General features: G+C 69.1%; 14 protein-coding genes. 4 read left to right on the top strand and 10 right to left on the bottom strand.

Annotation, left to right across the window (positions count from 1 at the left end):
- Positions 1 to 95 precede the first annotated feature (95 nt).
- Complete coding sequence (locus ABFG95_RS02510) at positions 96 to 758, top strand: TetR family transcriptional regulator (protein ID WP_348995416.1); 663 nt, start codon at positions 96 to 98, stop codon at positions 756 to 758.
- A gap of 61 nt (positions 759 to 819) precedes the next feature.
- Here the strand turns inward: ABFG95_RS02510 and ABFG95_RS02505 are convergent, their stop codons facing one another.
- The 5 genes from ABFG95_RS02505 to ABFG95_RS02485 form a co-directional block, all read right to left on the bottom strand.
- Positions 820 to 1818: a DUF4105 domain-containing protein gene (locus ABFG95_RS02505; protein WP_348995415.1), complete on the bottom strand. Its 999-nt coding sequence runs from the start codon at positions 1816 to 1818 to the stop codon at positions 820 to 822.
- Complete coding sequence (locus ABFG95_RS02500) at positions 1815 to 3194, bottom strand: DUF308 domain-containing protein (RefSeq protein WP_059271275.1); 1380 nt, start codon at positions 3192 to 3194, stop codon at positions 1815 to 1817. Before ABFG95_RS02500 ends, ABFG95_RS02505 begins: the two co-directional genes overlap by 4 nt.
- A 135-nt stretch (positions 3195 to 3329) precedes the next feature.
- The gene (locus ABFG95_RS02495) at positions 3330 to 4781 is read right to left on the bottom strand and encodes an NCS1 family nucleobase:cation symporter-1 (RefSeq protein WP_054502434.1); all 1452 of its coding nucleotides are present in this window, start codon (positions 4779 to 4781) and stop codon (positions 3330 to 3332) included.
- A 249-nt stretch (positions 4782 to 5030) separates the two neighbouring features.
- Positions 5031 to 5825, bottom strand: coding sequence for an alpha/beta hydrolase (locus ABFG95_RS02490; protein ID WP_348995414.1), 795 nt, complete (start codon positions 5823 to 5825; stop codon positions 5031 to 5033).
- A 75-nt stretch (positions 5826 to 5900) separates the two neighbouring features.
- Positions 5901 to 7202, bottom strand: a complete 1302-nt coding sequence (locus tag ABFG95_RS02485; protein ID WP_049073282.1) for a UDP-N-acetylglucosamine 1-carboxyvinyltransferase — start codon at positions 7200 to 7202, stop codon at positions 5901 to 5903.
- A 233-nt stretch (positions 7203 to 7435) separates the two neighbouring features.
- On the opposite strand from ABFG95_RS02485, the gene ABFG95_RS02480 reads away from it, so the two are divergent.
- Positions 7436 to 7867 (top strand): DUF1801 domain-containing protein, encoded by a 432-nt coding sequence (locus ABFG95_RS02480; RefSeq protein ID WP_348995413.1) that lies wholly within the window; start codon positions 7436 to 7438, stop codon positions 7865 to 7867.
- A gap of 16 nt (positions 7868 to 7883) precedes the next feature.
- On the opposite strand, the gene ABFG95_RS02475 is transcribed toward ABFG95_RS02480, so the two are convergent.
- A complete protein-coding gene (locus ABFG95_RS02475; RefSeq protein WP_100507837.1) occupies positions 7884 to 8366 on the bottom strand; it encodes a hypothetical protein in 483 nt (160 codons plus the stop codon).
- 61 nt (positions 8367 to 8427) lie between these two features.
- Between ABFG95_RS02475 and ABFG95_RS02470 the strand changes: the two genes are divergently transcribed.
- Positions 8428 to 9225 carry a hypothetical protein gene (locus tag ABFG95_RS02470; protein WP_348995412.1) on the top strand — a complete coding sequence of 266 codons (798 nt, stop codon included), beginning with the start codon at positions 8428 to 8430 and terminating at the stop codon, positions 9223 to 9225.
- A 62-nt stretch (positions 9226 to 9287) separates the two neighbouring features.
- Here the strand turns inward: ABFG95_RS02470 and ABFG95_RS02465 are convergent, their stop codons facing one another.
- Both ABFG95_RS02465 and ABFG95_RS02460 read right to left on the bottom strand, forming a co-directional pair.
- On the bottom strand, positions 9288 to 9965 hold the full coding sequence (locus ABFG95_RS02465) for a hypothetical protein (protein WP_348995411.1): 678 nt from the start codon (positions 9963 to 9965) through the stop codon (positions 9288 to 9290).
- A 158-nt stretch (positions 9966 to 10123) separates the two neighbouring features.
- On the bottom strand, positions 10124 to 10555 hold the full coding sequence (locus tag ABFG95_RS02460; RefSeq protein WP_348995410.1) for an EF-hand domain-containing protein: 432 nt from the start codon (positions 10553 to 10555) through the stop codon (positions 10124 to 10126).
- A 108-nt stretch (positions 10556 to 10663) separates the two neighbouring features.
- Here ABFG95_RS02460 and ABFG95_RS02455 point away from each other — a divergent pair, with 108 nt between their 5' ends.
- Positions 10664 to 11389: an NAD(P)-binding oxidoreductase gene (locus ABFG95_RS02455; protein ID WP_336726735.1), complete on the top strand. Its 726-nt coding sequence runs from the start codon at positions 10664 to 10666 to the stop codon at positions 11387 to 11389.
- Between the two features lie 33 nt (positions 11390 to 11422).
- Here the strand turns inward: ABFG95_RS02455 and ABFG95_RS02450 are convergent, their stop codons facing one another.
- Complete coding sequence (locus tag ABFG95_RS02450) at positions 11423 to 12331, bottom strand: DNA/RNA non-specific endonuclease (protein WP_348995409.1); 909 nt, start codon at positions 12329 to 12331, stop codon at positions 11423 to 11425.
- Between the two features lie 163 nt (positions 12332 to 12494).
- Positions 12495 to 13322, bottom strand: a complete 828-nt coding sequence (locus ABFG95_RS02445; RefSeq protein WP_348995408.1) for a hypothetical protein — start codon at positions 13320 to 13322, stop codon at positions 12495 to 12497.
- Positions 13323 to 13509: the final 187 nt, after the last annotated feature.

The following is a 13509-nucleotide window of genomic DNA, read 5'->3' as shown; positions in this document are numbered from 1 at the left end:
AACGGCGCGAAAGCGTCGGCGTTGAAGGGGCGAGGGCACCGGTTTAGAATACGACGAATTCGTCGCATTTCCCTATTCGCATTTCGCGCGCCGCCATGACCACACGCCGCAGCACCCGGCTTTCCGAGAGAAAACAGCCGCAGCAGGCCCGTTCGGCCGAGCTGGTCGCGGCCATCCTGCAGGCGGGGGCTCAGGTTTTGGCCAAGGAGGGGGCCACGCGCTTTACCACTGCCCGCGTGGCCGAGAAGGCCGGCGTCAGCATCGGTTCGCTCTATCAATACTTCCCCAACAAGGCCGCCATCCTGTACCGGCTGCAGACGCAGGAATGGCAGCAGACTTCCGACCTGTTGCGACGCCTGCTCGAAGACACCCGCCACGCGCCGCCCCGGCGGCTGCGCAACCTGGTGCATGCCTTCGTGCGCTCGGAATGCGAAGAAGCCGTGATGCGCGTGGCCCTGAACGACGCCGCGCCGCTCTACCGCGACGCGCCCGAGGCGCGCGCCACCAAGGAAGAGGGCGGCCGCATCGTGCTCGCCTTTCTCGGCGAGGCCTTGCCTCAGGTCAGCGACGCCACCCGCGCGCTGGCCGGCGATCTCATCACCCACACGCTCAGCGCCGTCGGCAAGCAGTTCTCCGAAAGCCCGCGCACCGAGGCCGAGATCGAGACCTACGCGGATGCGTTGGCCGATATGCTGTGCGCGTATCTCGACAGCCTGGCAGGAGACAGTCGACAGCCGCGCCGGCGTGCCGTCAAATAATCCGCAAGGGGGAGGCTGTCTATCGCGCCATTGCGTACAACTGCCAGGGGGGCGGACGCCATTACTGTTCCACCGCCGACGATTGCGCGACGCCCGGCACGCCGCGCCGGATGTTGCGCGAATACCGCGCCGCGTCCTGCGTGGCGCGGGCCCGTTCGGTGTAGCGGCCGGCGTCGCGGTAGGCCTGCAAGCTGTCCGCGCCCGCCAGGGCGCCGAGCCGGTACAGGTATTCCGGCAGATACCCGGACAGCAGCAGGCGGTAATCCAGCGGCAGTCCCGGCACGATCTTGTCGGCCAGCCGGTACACGATGGTGATGCAGTTGGCCGTCAGCGTGTTGTAGAAGCGCGGCTGGCGCCGCAGGCGCGTGGCCGTGTCCACGTACGACAGCAGCAGTTTGCGCGGCGCGCCCGCCGGCATGTGTACGCGGTAAAGGTAGCCGTCCTCGCCGCGCACGTTGGTGCGCACGCGCAGGCTGTCTTCCTCGGCCGAGGCCAGCACCGACAATTCGTACTGGCGAAAGAATCCGCCGATCTCCGAGAATGTGTCATTGCGCTTGCGCCGGATTTCCACCGAGAACACCACGTATTGGCCATCGGTGAACCCGAACGACACCAGCGCATGCGCGATCGCCGGCCGGCCCCAATACGACAGCGCCAGGTCCACCGAGGCCAGCTTCGACAGATCGTAGCGGCGGGTCTCCCAGCGCGCGTCGAAGTCGGTGCGCGAACGCCAGTCGAAGTTGCGCACGTTATGCAGCGTCAGGCGGTCGCCGTCCACCTCGCCGTAGGTGGTGCGGGCCACTTCCGGCATCCAATCGCGATCGTTGGATGGCCGCATGCCCCAGATCCACCAGGCCAGCAGAATCAGCAGCATTGCCGCGAACACCGCCGCGGGCAACCGATATCCCCAGGCCAATCCGGCCAGCGCGGCGGCGGCCAGTGCCAGCCAGGCCAGCGGCGCCAGCACGCGCGCGCGGCCCCCGCCGGGCGACTGGAACCACAGCGCCAGTGCGCCCCACAGCGCGCCCGCGACCACCACGGCTGCCAGCAGCCCCGTCATGACTGGGTCTGGGCGTTGCGGGCGACGGCCTCGCGATCCTGGCGGCGCCAGCCGGCGCGTAGCGCGGCGATCTGGCGCAGCGCCGCCTGCGACATCTTCCACCAGCCGAACGGGCGCGGGTCGGCCAGCATGCTGAGCGCGCGCGCATAGTCCAGCGTCAGGCCCGGGGTCCAGGCCATGGTCAGGGCGCGCTTGCGGATCTGCGCCGCCACCCATAGCTCGGGCGTGAAGAGCAGGCGCCACATCACCCCCCAGCCGGCATCCGGGCCATGCAGGCGGCCGACCACGCCATCCAGCGCCGCCTCCAGCGCGGCCGAGACCGAGCTGGAACAGTTGCGGTGGGTCAGGTTGTAGATCTCGGTCTTGCGGTATTCGTCCCAGAAGGCCGCCAGCTTGGCCGCGTCGTAATTGCGGATGCGCACCTGCATGGTCGACGGGCACCAGGCCTGGGACTCGGTGGCGTAGTCGGGCTGGTACACGCCGGGCACGTTGTTGTCGGCGGTGGCGCGCAGCAGCGTGCCGAACTGTTCGGGCGAGTGGTCGATTTCCACCGCCGGGTACAGGCTGATGTAGATGCCCTCGGGCGATTCGAGCGCGGCATGGCCGGTGGACACGACGCCATTGATGTCCACGGCCGCGATGTAGCGGTCGACCACCGGGTAGTGGCGGGTTGCGGTCCTGGCCGAGCCCGACGGCGTCCATACATGCACGGTCAGGGCGCGCTCGCTGGCCTGGGGCGGGCCATCGAACACTTTCTGCGCCGGGCCGTCGGCGCGCGTCGGCATGAAGGCGGGATCGGGATTGGCGGCCAGCGCCGGGTTGGCATCGAGGTTGCGCACGCGGCGCGCCAGCCACAGCAGCTTGCCGCCCGAGATCGCCAGGAACAGGCCGATGCAGTACGGCACCGTGCCGACGTAGTGGGTGGGGTAGGGCTGAAAGAAAAAAATCGCCAGCAGCACTTCGGCCACGCCCGAGGCGAACACCACGCGCCAGCGCTGGTAGCGCACCACGTAGGCGGCGATGCACTGGATCAGCCCGTCCACCAGGAACAGCAGCCCGAAGATCATCGACAGCACGAAATGCCCGTGGTGCTGGCCCGCCAGCACCAGGGTGCCGGCCGCCAGCACGAACACGCCCTTGGTGTAGCGCAGCACGCGCTGGCCACCGACCCCCGACTTGGCGATCGCCAGCGTGGCGATGCCTTCGACCACCAGCAGCGCGGCGAAGAAATTCAGCGGAAAGTAGAGCGCGTTATCGAGCGCGTCGATGAACACGAACGCGCCGGCGCCCAGCATCAGCCACCCGCCGATCATCAGGGCGCGGGCGCGCTTGTGCAGATAGTCGACACCGAGCAGCAGCAAAACCAGGTGGCTCATGGGGGCGGAGTCTCCATGCAAGGGTGCGATGCCACGTAGGGCGGATATCGCATGCAGGGTACCGCGAGCGCGCCCCGGACGTCGAGTCGCGGCTGCCCGCGCCGGCGCCTGGCGGCCGGCCCGGGCAAGGACGCGTCAGGCCAGGGCCGGGACCGCGCGCGGGCGCAGCGTGGCCAGCACCCAATAGACGCCGCCGCCGATTCCCACGCCGAAGAACCAGCCGTAGGTGGCCCACCAGGCCGGCAGCAGGTCGGTGAAGTTGGGCAGGATGGTCGAGAACACGCTGCCGATGCCGGTGGCGATCAGCGCGTTGATGTTCCAGCCGCCCTGGTAGCGGTATTCGCCATGCTCGTCATACAGCGCCGCGACATTGATGCGGCCCTTGGCCACCAGGTAATAGTCCACCAGGATGATGCCGAGCAGCGGCCCCATGGTGGCGCCGATGGCATTGACGAAGTGCGCCGCGCCGCCTTCCCAGGGGGCGAACGGATACAGCACCAGCGCGATCAGCGCCGCGATGTAGCCGCCGCGCTTGAAGTCGATGCGCTTGGGGAACACGTTCGAGATATCGAACGCGGCCGACACGAAGTTCGCCACCACGTTGATGCCCAGCGTGGCCACCGCGAAGGTCAGCGCGGCCAGCAGCGCCAGCACCCAGCTGTCGAACTTGGTGGAGATCTGCTCGGGGTGCAGCAGCACTTCGCCATAGACCTTGTAGGCGGCGATGGTGGTGACGCCCGCCACCAGCGAGAACGCCACCAGGTTCACCGGCAGGCCCCACAGGTTGCCGCGCTTGACGGCCTGCCTGTCGCGGGCATAGCGCGAGAAATCGCAGAAGTTCAGGTACAGCGCCGCGAAGTAGGTGATCCAGGTCGCGCCCACCGCCATCAGCGCCCAGAAGCTGCCCGGCGCGCCGTTCACACCCGCGTCGCGCGTCTTGTCGAGCAGCACGTCCATCGGGATGCCGTGGTCCAGGCTGAAGCCGCCGGCCTTCACGCACAGCCCCACGGCCAGCACCAGCATGGCGATCCACACCGCCGGGCCGGCCCAATCCTGGAAGCGGCGCACGGTCTCCATGCCTTTCTGGATGATGAGCAGTTGCAGCGCCCAGATGCCGACATAACAGATCAGCTCCAGCCCCGAATGCCCCAGCCATTGCGTGTTCTGGTGGAAGGCCAGCAGGCTGTCGTTGCGCACCAGCAGCGCCACGATGGCGCCCGAGGCCGCCGCCGTCTGCGCGCCGTACCAGAAACAGGCCACCACCGCGCGCACCAGCGCCGCCAGGTTGGCGCCCCAGATGCCGAACGAGGCGCGCGCCAGCACCGGATAAGGCACGCCGGTCTTTTCGCCGGCATAGCCCATCAGGTTCATGAGGAAGAAGATCACCAGCGAGCTCAGGCCGATGGCGATCAGGAAGTTGACGAAGCTGCCGCACAGCAGGAACAGGCTGGCGGCCAGGTAGTAGCCCCACAGGCTGTGCACGTCCGAGGTCCAGACGTTGAAGATGCTGAAGGCGCCCCAGCGGCGCTCCTTGGTGGGGGCCAGGTCCTCGTTGTAGAGACCGGGCGACGGATTTCGGATATCGATGGCGAGCTCCCTGACCCACGTGTGGGCATGGCCGTAAAGGAAGCCGGGCCGACCAATACAGCAGCAACACTTGGACGGAGCCTGGCGCGTACTATGGTGTGCAAAGAGTGTATACAACCTTTGCGCCAAATCGCCCCTGGGGTTTTCCCTTCCGGAGGGGCGCGGCGCGCGCGACGCGGGCGAAAGGCGCCGACGCCGGCCGGGGGCGGCGCCAGGGCGGAGCGTCGGGAGCGGCGAGGGCCGCAGGGATCAGCCCGGCAGCGCGCCCCGCAGCCATTGGCTGGTCAGGTCCAGCACGATGTGCGGTTGCTCGCGGTGCGGCACGTGGCCGCAGTTTTCCAGCAGCGCCTGCCGGCCGCCGGCCAGGCGCGCGATGATGCCGGGATGGGCGGTCGAGCCGTACTCGTCCTCTTCGCCATGCAGCGCCAGCACCGGGCATTGCACCCGGCGCAGCGCGCCATCGAGGTTCCACTGCGCGAAGGCCGGCGACAGCCAGGTGTCGACCCAGGCGCTCAGCACCCAGGCGGCTTTGTCGCCGTGATACTTCTTCAGTCGGTCCAGCTGGCCCGGTTCGGCGAAGTTGCGTTGCGCCGCGCGGATGCCGTCGAGCGTGCGGTCCTCGGCGAAGGTCTGGGCCGACTCGGTGATCAGCGCCCGGCAATCCGCCGGATGGGCCGCCGCGCAGCAGATGCCCATGCCGCCGCCGACGCTGTGGCCGAAGGCGATGAAGGGGCCGATGTCGAGCGCCCGCCGCAGGTCCTGGAAGCCGCCGTCGGCCTCGGCCTCGACGAAGCCCGTGGCCAGCGTGGCGGGGTTGGGATCGGAGCGGCCGAAGCCCAGCCGGTCATAGGCGATGACGGCGCGGCCGGTGGCCAGGGCCAGGCGTTCGGGAAAGTCGCGCCACAGTTCGACGCAGCCCAGCGAATCATGCAGCAGCACGATCGGCGCCGCGTCCGCATCCCGTCCGGCGGGATCCCAGCGCCGCGCGAACAGGCGGCCTTGCGGGGTGGGCACATGGACATCCTGGCTGGCAATCGACGGCATGGAGGGATCCTGGGAAGCAAAAAGGCGCCGTGGCGCCGTTTGAAGGAATCGCGGGATTATAGAAAACCGCCCGCGCTATTCCTCGGCCGCCCATTCGACCTGCACGCCCAGGCTGCGCAGGTTCTCGACGAAGCGCGGATGGGCGCGGCGGATCGGGGTGGCGTTGCGGATCTCGGAGCGCCCCTTGATGCTGCTGGCGATCATGAACAGCGCGATCGCCACGCGGATGATGTAGGGGCTTTCGACCACCGCCGGCGTCAGCGGATTGCCGCCGAAGGTGATGACGCGGTGCGGGTCCGACGAGAACACGTGCGCGCCGAACTTGGACAGCTCGCCGGTCCAGCCCAGCGCGCCGTCGTAGACCTTGTTCCAGAACATCGCGTTGCCCTCGGCGCATACGCCCAGCGCGATGAAGATGGGCAGCAGGTCCACCGGGAAATACGGCCAGGGCGCGGCCTCGACCTTGGTCAGCACGTTGCTGGTGAAGGGCGTCTGCACCTTCAGCGGGCCGTCGCGCAGCGCGCGCGACCAGCCGTTTTCATGCACGATCTTCACGCCGAACTTGGCGAAGGTGCGGTCGATCAGCGGGAAGTTCGACGGCGTGCTGTTGCGCACCACCACGTCGCCGCCGGTGATCGCGCCCAGCGCCAGGAAGGTGGTGATCTCGTGGAAGTCTTCCTCGAAGGTGAACTCGCCGCCGCGCAGGGTGGCGCCGCCGCGCACCGTCAGGCGCGAGGTGCCGATGCCGTCAATGTCGGCGCCCATCATCGTCATGAAGCGGCAGAACTCCTGCACGTGCGGCTCCGACGCGGCATTGGTCAGCGTCGATTCGCCGGCCGCGGCGGCCGCGCACAGCACGAAGTTCTCGGTGGTGGTGACCGAGGCGTAGTCGAGCCAGTGATGGGTCGGCTTGAGCGGGCCGGCGCTGCGCACCAGCAGCGAGCCGCTGGCGCGTTCGACCTCGCCGCCGAACGAGCGGAAGATGTCCACGTGCGGATCGATCTCGCGCACGCCCAGCGTGCAGCCCTTGACGTTGTCTTCCAGCCGCGCCACGCCGAAGCGCGCCAGCAGCGGCGACACCAGCATGATGGACGAACGCATCTCTTCGGGCAGGCGGTGGCGGGCGGCGTCGAAGGTGGTGTCGCGGTGGTGCAGGTCCAGCGTGCGGGTGGCTTCGTCCAGCCGCACCTCGCTGCCCAGGGTGCGGAAGATGTCGAGGATCTTGCGCACGTCGGTGATGTCGGGCACGCCATGCAGCCGCAGCGGCTGGTCGGTCAGCAGCGTGGCGCACAGGATCGGCAGCACCGCGTTCTTGTTGGCCGACGGGATGACGCGGCCGCGCAGGGGCGTGCCGCCGTGGACGATGAGATTGGACATGGGCGAGGAGCTTGGACGACAGGTGGGACGGCTAGGGGAAAACGCGGGGGAAATTGTACCGGCATGGCCCGGCGGGCGTTGGCCGTGCCCAGGGGAAATGGTGTCAGACTGCAAACCCGGTGACCGGACGTCGCGGGGGGAGGGCGTGGCGCGCCGCCGCATGGACGCATGCCAGCGGCTTGGGTATAAAGATCGCCAGGCGCCGCGCCCGGCGCCGCCCACAGGGAATCGCCATGCCCAGCGCCAAGTCCGCCACGAACGCGCAAGCCCCGTCACGGTTGATCGATGCCCGCATCCGCGAGCTGCGCGACTGGCGCGGCCCGTTGCTGGCGCGGGTGCGCGAGGTGATCCTGGCGGCCGATCCCGGCGTGGTGGAGGAGTGTAAGTGGCAGGTGCCGGTGTGGTCGCTGGGCGGCATCCTGTGTACCGGCGAGACCTACCAGCGCGCGGTCAAGCTGACTTTTCCCAAGGGCGCGGCGCTGCCCGACCCCGCCGGCCTGTTCAACGCCAGTCTGCAGGGCAACGCCCGCCGCGCCATCGACATCCGCGAGGGCGAGGTCATCGACGCGCAGGCGCTGACGGCGTTGATTCGCGCCGCCGCGGCGCTCAATGCCGCGGGCGGCAAGGCGCCCGCCGCCGCCCGCAAACACGCCAAGCCGGCCTGAGCGGCGCCTCCCGTCTTCAGGCCGAGGGGCCGCGGTTCGCCGGGGCGCGGAACCTGCGCAGCATGACCGCGCCGCCTATCGTCAGCGCCAGGCCGCCGCCCAGATAGGGCAGGCCGAAGATCAACAACCAGAAGAAGAGCGCCGTCTTGGCGTCGCGCGCCTCGGCCGAGCCGGCGGCATGCCCGCCCAGGTCCATTCCCGGCAGGGCGGCCAGCAGGGTCAGCATCAGCGTCACGCCCAGCACCAGGCAGCCCCACGCAATGCGGCGCCGGTTGTCGGCCACGCGCAGCAGCGCCGCCGCCGCCACCACCGCCACCACGAGGCAGAGCACGCTGGCCGTGATCAGCATGCGGTCCAGCGCCACCGGATCGAGCGGCGCGCCGGGCTGGTCCAGCCCGAAGGCCATCTGCAGCAGTGAGTTGATGACGCCGTAGGCGGCGCGGCCGATGACCAGGCCGAAGCCGACGCTGGACAGCCACTTGATTACGGTCGGGTTCATTCCAGATATCCTTGCTGTTGCCTGAACGTCAGAGAATACGCTATTACGAGGTTCGCCCCGGATGTCCGAACATCATCAGTTCATCTTTCCCCGTTACCCCCATCTGCCGCCGCCCGACTGGCCGGCGCTGCAGGCGCGCCTGCTGGCCGAGGGCTATCTGCTGGAGCCGCGCGGCGACCGTGTGCCGCGCGAGGCGCTGGACACCCTCAGCCACGGGCTGGCCCGGCTGAAGGAAGGCTCGTTCCAGTACCGCGAGGGCCTGCGCACCCCCGGCGACGTGATCGCGCTCTACCAGTCCGCCGGCCATCTGCCGTCCGACATCCCGGTGCGCCACGGCGACACCGTGGAAGAAACGCTGGCATTGCTGGCGGCGCACGGCGTGGCGCCCGATGCCGCGTTCGACGATGAGCGCAGCAGCTGGCGCGGCCCGTACTTCTGCCTGGGGCCGGCGGCCCGCGCGCTGCTCAACCCCGCGCAGCGCGCGCATTACGACGCCGACCCGGCCGGGTTCAGCGTGGTGATGCTGGCCTACGAGGGCCCCGAGCCGTATGTCGGCGTGGGCGAGAACCTGGAAGTGCCGAGCCTGCCGGGCTCGGATGAACCGCTGGAGGCATTGCCGCCGTTCGGCTCGCGCGTCGATTTCATCGGCGTGGCGTACGAGGATCCGGCGGTGCGTTGGCGCAACCCGGCGGACGGGCGCGAATATCATCTGTTCGACCTGGACTGGCATTACAGCCTGGCGTTGGGGTTCCGCATGATCCGCGCCAACTGCCTCGAAGAAGGCAGCACCGAGGCGCTGGCGCGGGCGATCGGGCAGATGGTCGACCAGCCGATGGCGTGCAGCCACCGGCATCTGTGAAACGTGGACGTTGAGCCCGATGTGGCGCCCGGAGGTGCGCCGCATCGCGGCCGCCGTGTCGATCAATAGTAGATGTCGACGTAGTCGGTCAGGCCGCCGCACGCTTCCATCTGCTGCAGGCGCCAGTACTTGCGCTTGCCGGTGGCGCGGAACTCGTAGTCGCCGGTGCGTTCGCAGCGGCGGCCCTTGTCCGGCGCGTCCACGATCAGGATGGTGCCGCGGAAAGTGAAGCGGTCGGCCGAGATCGACAGCACCTGGCCCTTGATCGTCACCGAGCCGTTTTCGTTGGCGTGGCCGCCTTCCAGGCGCACCACGTCGTTGTCGTCAACCGCGTTCAGCTTGCCGCGCTCGTCGGTCCACAGCCATTGCACGCTGATGCCGCTGTTGTGCAGCAGGCGTTCGTAGGCGGCCTGGCTCTTGATCTCGGTCTTCTGCTGCGCGCCGGCGGGGGCCTGGACTTGCGGCTGGGCTTGCGCGGGGGCCGGGGCGGAGGTGCGGGCCGGGGCCTGCTGGGCGGGCGTGCCGCGCGGCGGCAGGCGGCCTTCGTCCTGCGGCTGCGCTTGCTGTTGCGTGGGTTGCTGCGTCTGCGCCTGGGGGGCGCCGCCGCCGCGCGGCGGCAGGTCGCCCGCCAGCGAAGAGGCGGTGGTCGCGCCCAGGGCCAGGCCCAGGGCGACCGCGAGCAGGCCGGCTATCCGTTTCTTTCCGGCCGGGGCCGGGGCGCGATCTGGGTTCGTGTGCATGATGGTCGTGTGAAAGGGAAGGGAAAGCGCGCGGGGATGGAGGTCCACGCGGCGCGGCCGCTAACGGGGACGTAACTTAGCACGCACGCGCGACCGCTTGATTGCCGATTCCATCTTGTGTATCAATAATTAACAGGCAATGCGCGGCGCGCGTCCGGTCATCGCTTCAGGTTGTGATTCTGCTCGAACTTAGGGCGGTTATTGAAATTCTTGAGCGCGTAGGCGAGGAATTCGGCCTTGCTGATGCGGCCATCGCCATCGGTATCCATGGCCGTGATCTGCTCGGCCGTGGCTTCCTGCAGGAGCGGGCCGCGCGTCAGGTAGCCGTCGGCGTTGATGTCCTGCTTGTTGAATGCGGCTTCCATGCGGGCCATGTATTCCGGCTCTTTCATGGGACCGAGGTTGCCGGCGCCCGTCAGGTCGGGCTGGGCCGGTCCGGCCTGGGGGGCGGGCGACGCGGGCGCGGCAGGCGTTGACGCCGCCGTGGCGCCGCCGGCAAGGCAGGCAAGCAGCAACGCCGCGGTGAGGTGGCCCATCCGGATGACGTTCTTCATAGTTCTCCCTGAGTGCATGAATGCGGCGCGCATCATACCGCCGCCTCGGCGCAAATAGCATGTCACGATGTATCCCGCGCGCGCCGCGCTTCACTACAATGACGCCGTTCTCAATCGCACATTCACATAATAAGAGGATCGGCGATGACAACCCTTGTGCTTGGCGCCAGCGGGGCGACCGGGCGGCTGTTGGTCGGGCAATTGCTGGCGCGGGGCGAGCCGGTAAGGGCTCTGTTGCGATCTCCGGACGCGCTGCGCGCGCTAGGGGGAGATTCGCGCCTGTCGCTGATCCAGGCCAGCGTATTGGATCTGGACGAGGCCACGTTGGCGCGCCACGTGGCGGGTTGCTCGGCGGTGGCTTCGTGCCTGGGCCATCCCATGAGCCTGCGGGGCATCTATGGCCCGCCCAGGCGGCTGGTGCTCGACGCGCTGCGCCGGCTGTGCCGGGCCATCGTGGCGAGCGCGCCCGCCCGGCCGGTCAGGGTCGTCCTGATGAATACCGCCGGCAACAGTAACCGCGACCTGCGCGAGCCGGTCTCGCTGGCGCAGCGCGGCGTGGTCGCCCTGGTGCGCGCGCTGGTGCCGCCGCACGCGGACAATGAGGCGGCTTCCGACTATCTGCGCATCATCATCGGCCAGGCGCATCCCCTGATTCAGTGGGTCGTCGTGCGTCCCGACAGCCTGATCGACCGGGACGCCGTCAGCGCCTACGAGACGCACCCTTCGCCCATCCGCAGCGCCATCTTCGACGCCGGCCGCGTCAGCCGCATCAACGTTGCGCATTTCATGGCCGAACTGGCCGTGGGCGGCGCGGCGTGGGAGCGGTGGCGCGGGCACATGCCGGTGATCTACGACACGGCGCCGGACTGAACCGCCGGACGCGGTCGGCCGGCCCGCCCGCGCTTACTGCGGCAGCAGCCGCAGCCCGGTGCGCTTGACGAACTCGTCGTAGCCGATCGGCGGCCCGGCCTTGGTGCCGGCGCTGTTGGCCTGCCAATGCACCCACGAGCGGTGCGTGGTGGCGTCGTACACGACCTTGTATAGATACGTGGGCACGGCCACGCCGGCGCCGATGGTCTTGGGACGGTCGCCATACACCGGGCCGGTGAAGACATACACATCGCCGGCCGCCCGCATCACATACTGGCGCGTGTCCTGCTCGATGCGGCTCCAGGGGCCGGCATTGTGGCTCTGGTCCTGCGGCACCATGTTGGCCAGCGAAAAACTCTGCGCCATGGCCTCGGGCGTGGCCATGTCGCCGGCCGGCGCCATGTGGCCGCGCGAGTAGCCCGAGCCGCGGTAGTCATCCAGATCCGAACGCTCGGCGCGCGGCACCCGCGCCTCGGCGTAGAACTTGTCGGTGCGGTGCAGTCCCTTGGCCTGCGCCAGGTTCTCGCGGTTCAGCCGCTCGGCCACGAACACCGGCGTCTTGGTCGAGCCGTTGTGCAGGATGGCGAACGAGGAGAAACAGACTTCGCGCAAGCGTTGCGCGGCGGGCACCGCGGGCGGCTGGGCATTCGGGAAGAACTGCGGACAGTCGCTGAAGGCAGTCTGCACCAGCGCCGCGTTGGGCGCGGGCAGGGCCACCGGCGCGCTGCGCTGCAGCGATGGCCATTCCAGGCGCGACAGCAGGTCGCCAACCGCCGCCGGCATCTTCCATTGCGGATGCAGCACATAGGTGGCGGCGCCGAAACTGGCGAGCGAGGTGACGATCAGCGCGCGCAGGAAGCGCGGCACGCGGCCGGCGGCGCGACTTTGGGATCGGGAGGGGGAGCTTCTCTTTCTGGGAGCGGGTTTCTTCGCGCGGGTCATGCTACCTGGGGGCTACGGACCGGCCGCCATGCGGGCCGGCCAAGGTGACCCCGGATTGTAGATGAGTGACGGATTTGTCACGCCGCGCCGCGCCTGCGCCGGAAGGGACATGATGTCGCACCCGGCCCGGACCCCTCGGCGGGGCCGGGCAGTCCACGGACCATCAGGCCTCTGCTTCGGGTTCCCGCCGCTGCGCTTCGAATTCCGCGCGGTTGTGCAGATCGAAGTACAGCACCTCGCTCCATTCCAGCCCGAGGATGTAATCCACGCGCTGGTTGCCGCCGCCGTCGAAGCCGTCATCCAGGCGCAGGCCATGGAAGGCATCCAGCGGCGCCGCGCCGCGTTCGCGGGTGGCCGCCAGCAATTGGCGGCCCGCCTCGGCCGGGTCCGCCGGCAAGGCGTCGAGCGCTTCGCCCGCGCGCCGGCAACGCGCCAGCTCCCGTTCCACCTGGGTCTTGAGCGCGGCTTTGTCCGCCGCCGCCATCAGATCCAGTTCGACCGTTTCCAGCAGCAGATAGTCGTTGCGATGCGCTTCCAGGAAGGCGATGGTCTCGTCCAGCGCCGCCAGCAGTCCGGACGGCGCCCGCGCGCCCGTTTCGGTCTTCGCGCGGGCCGGCGCGAACAAGCGCTTCAGGCCCTCCAGAAGTGACGGCTCCGGGTCCTGCGCCACGTCTTGCGCGGCGGGCGCGGGGGCCGATGCGCCGTCCGGCGCCACGGTCGTCCGCACGATGTCGGCAAAGCGCTTGATCCGCGCCAGCCCCGGCTCGAAGCGGCTGCTGATGGCGTGCAGCGGGGTGCGCTGTTCCGGTTCGTCGTTATCCAGGCCGTCGGAGATCAGGGAGGCGCACAACTGTGGCTCGCCCGACATCAGCAGGCGGTACGAGAACGGCACCGCGTAGGGCCATTCGGACAGCCCGGTGATGGTCTCGGGCCGGTCGGCGTAGGTGGCGGGTCGATTGCTCAGGCTGTAGAGATAGGATCGGTTGGCCATGGGGGCGCGGCGCGTGGGAAGGGAAACGGGACGCCGGCCCCAGGGAAGGGCGCGGCACGGATGCGGCGCAGGCCGCCGCGTGGCGCTATTGAACCGCGGCGGCCTTGGCGCACGGTTGCAGACTGCCACGATTTGCCACCAGGTATTTCTGGCGCGGCGGCCCGTCCCTGGCATTTAGCTGAAACAG

The organism is Achromobacter sp. HNDS-1 (genome assembly GCF_040084795.1).
GTDB classification, from domain to species: Bacteria; Pseudomonadota; Gammaproteobacteria; order Burkholderiales; family Burkholderiaceae_B; genus Achromobacter; species Achromobacter ruhlandii.
Note: the sequence above shows the minus strand (reverse complement) of the source record. Positions and strands in the feature narration are given on the sequence as shown.

Bases quoted from the DNA above. Each gene is read 5' to 3' on its own strand.
- ABFG95_RS02510 (WP_348995416.1), top strand. From the start codon at position 96: ATGACCACACGCCGCAGCACCCGGCTTTCCGAGAGAAAACAGCCGCAG.
- ABFG95_RS02505 (WP_348995415.1), bottom strand. From the start codon at position 1,818: ATGACGGGGCTGCTGGCAGCCGTGGTGGTCGCGGGCGCGCTGTGGGGC.
- ABFG95_RS02500 (WP_059271275.1), bottom strand. From the start codon at position 3,194: ATGAGCCACCTGGTTTTGCTGCTGCTCGGTGTCGACTATCTGCACAAG.
- ABFG95_RS02490 (WP_348995414.1), bottom strand. From the start codon at position 5,825: ATGCCGTCGATTGCCAGCCAGGATGTCCATGTGCCCACCCCGCAAGGC.
- ABFG95_RS02485 (WP_049073282.1), bottom strand. From the start codon at position 7,202: ATGTCCAATCTCATCGTCCACGGCGGCACGCCCCTGCGCGGCCGCGTC.
- ABFG95_RS02480 (WP_348995413.1), top strand. From the start codon at position 7,436: ATGCCCAGCGCCAAGTCCGCCACGAACGCGCAAGCCCCGTCACGGTTG.
- ABFG95_RS02475 (WP_100507837.1), bottom strand. From the start codon at position 8,366: ATGAACCCGACCGTAATCAAGTGGCTGTCCAGCGTCGGCTTCGGCCTG.
- ABFG95_RS02470 (WP_348995412.1), top strand. From the start codon at position 8,428: ATGTCCGAACATCATCAGTTCATCTTTCCCCGTTACCCCCATCTGCCG.
- ABFG95_RS02465 (WP_348995411.1), bottom strand. From the start codon at position 9,965: ATGCACACGAACCCAGATCGCGCCCCGGCCCCGGCCGGAAAGAAACGG.
- ABFG95_RS02460 (WP_348995410.1), bottom strand. From the start codon at position 10,555: ATGATGCGCGCCGCATTCATGCACTCAGGGAGAACTATGAAGAACGTC.
- ABFG95_RS02455 (WP_336726735.1), top strand. From the start codon at position 10,664: ATGACAACCCTTGTGCTTGGCGCCAGCGGGGCGACCGGGCGGCTGTTG.
- ABFG95_RS02450 (WP_348995409.1), bottom strand. From the start codon at position 12,331: ATGACCCGCGCGAAGAAACCCGCTCCCAGAAAGAGAAGCTCCCCCTCC.
- ABFG95_RS02445 (WP_348995408.1), bottom strand. From the start codon at position 13,322: ATGGCCAACCGATCCTATCTCTACAGCCTGAGCAATCGACCCGCCACC.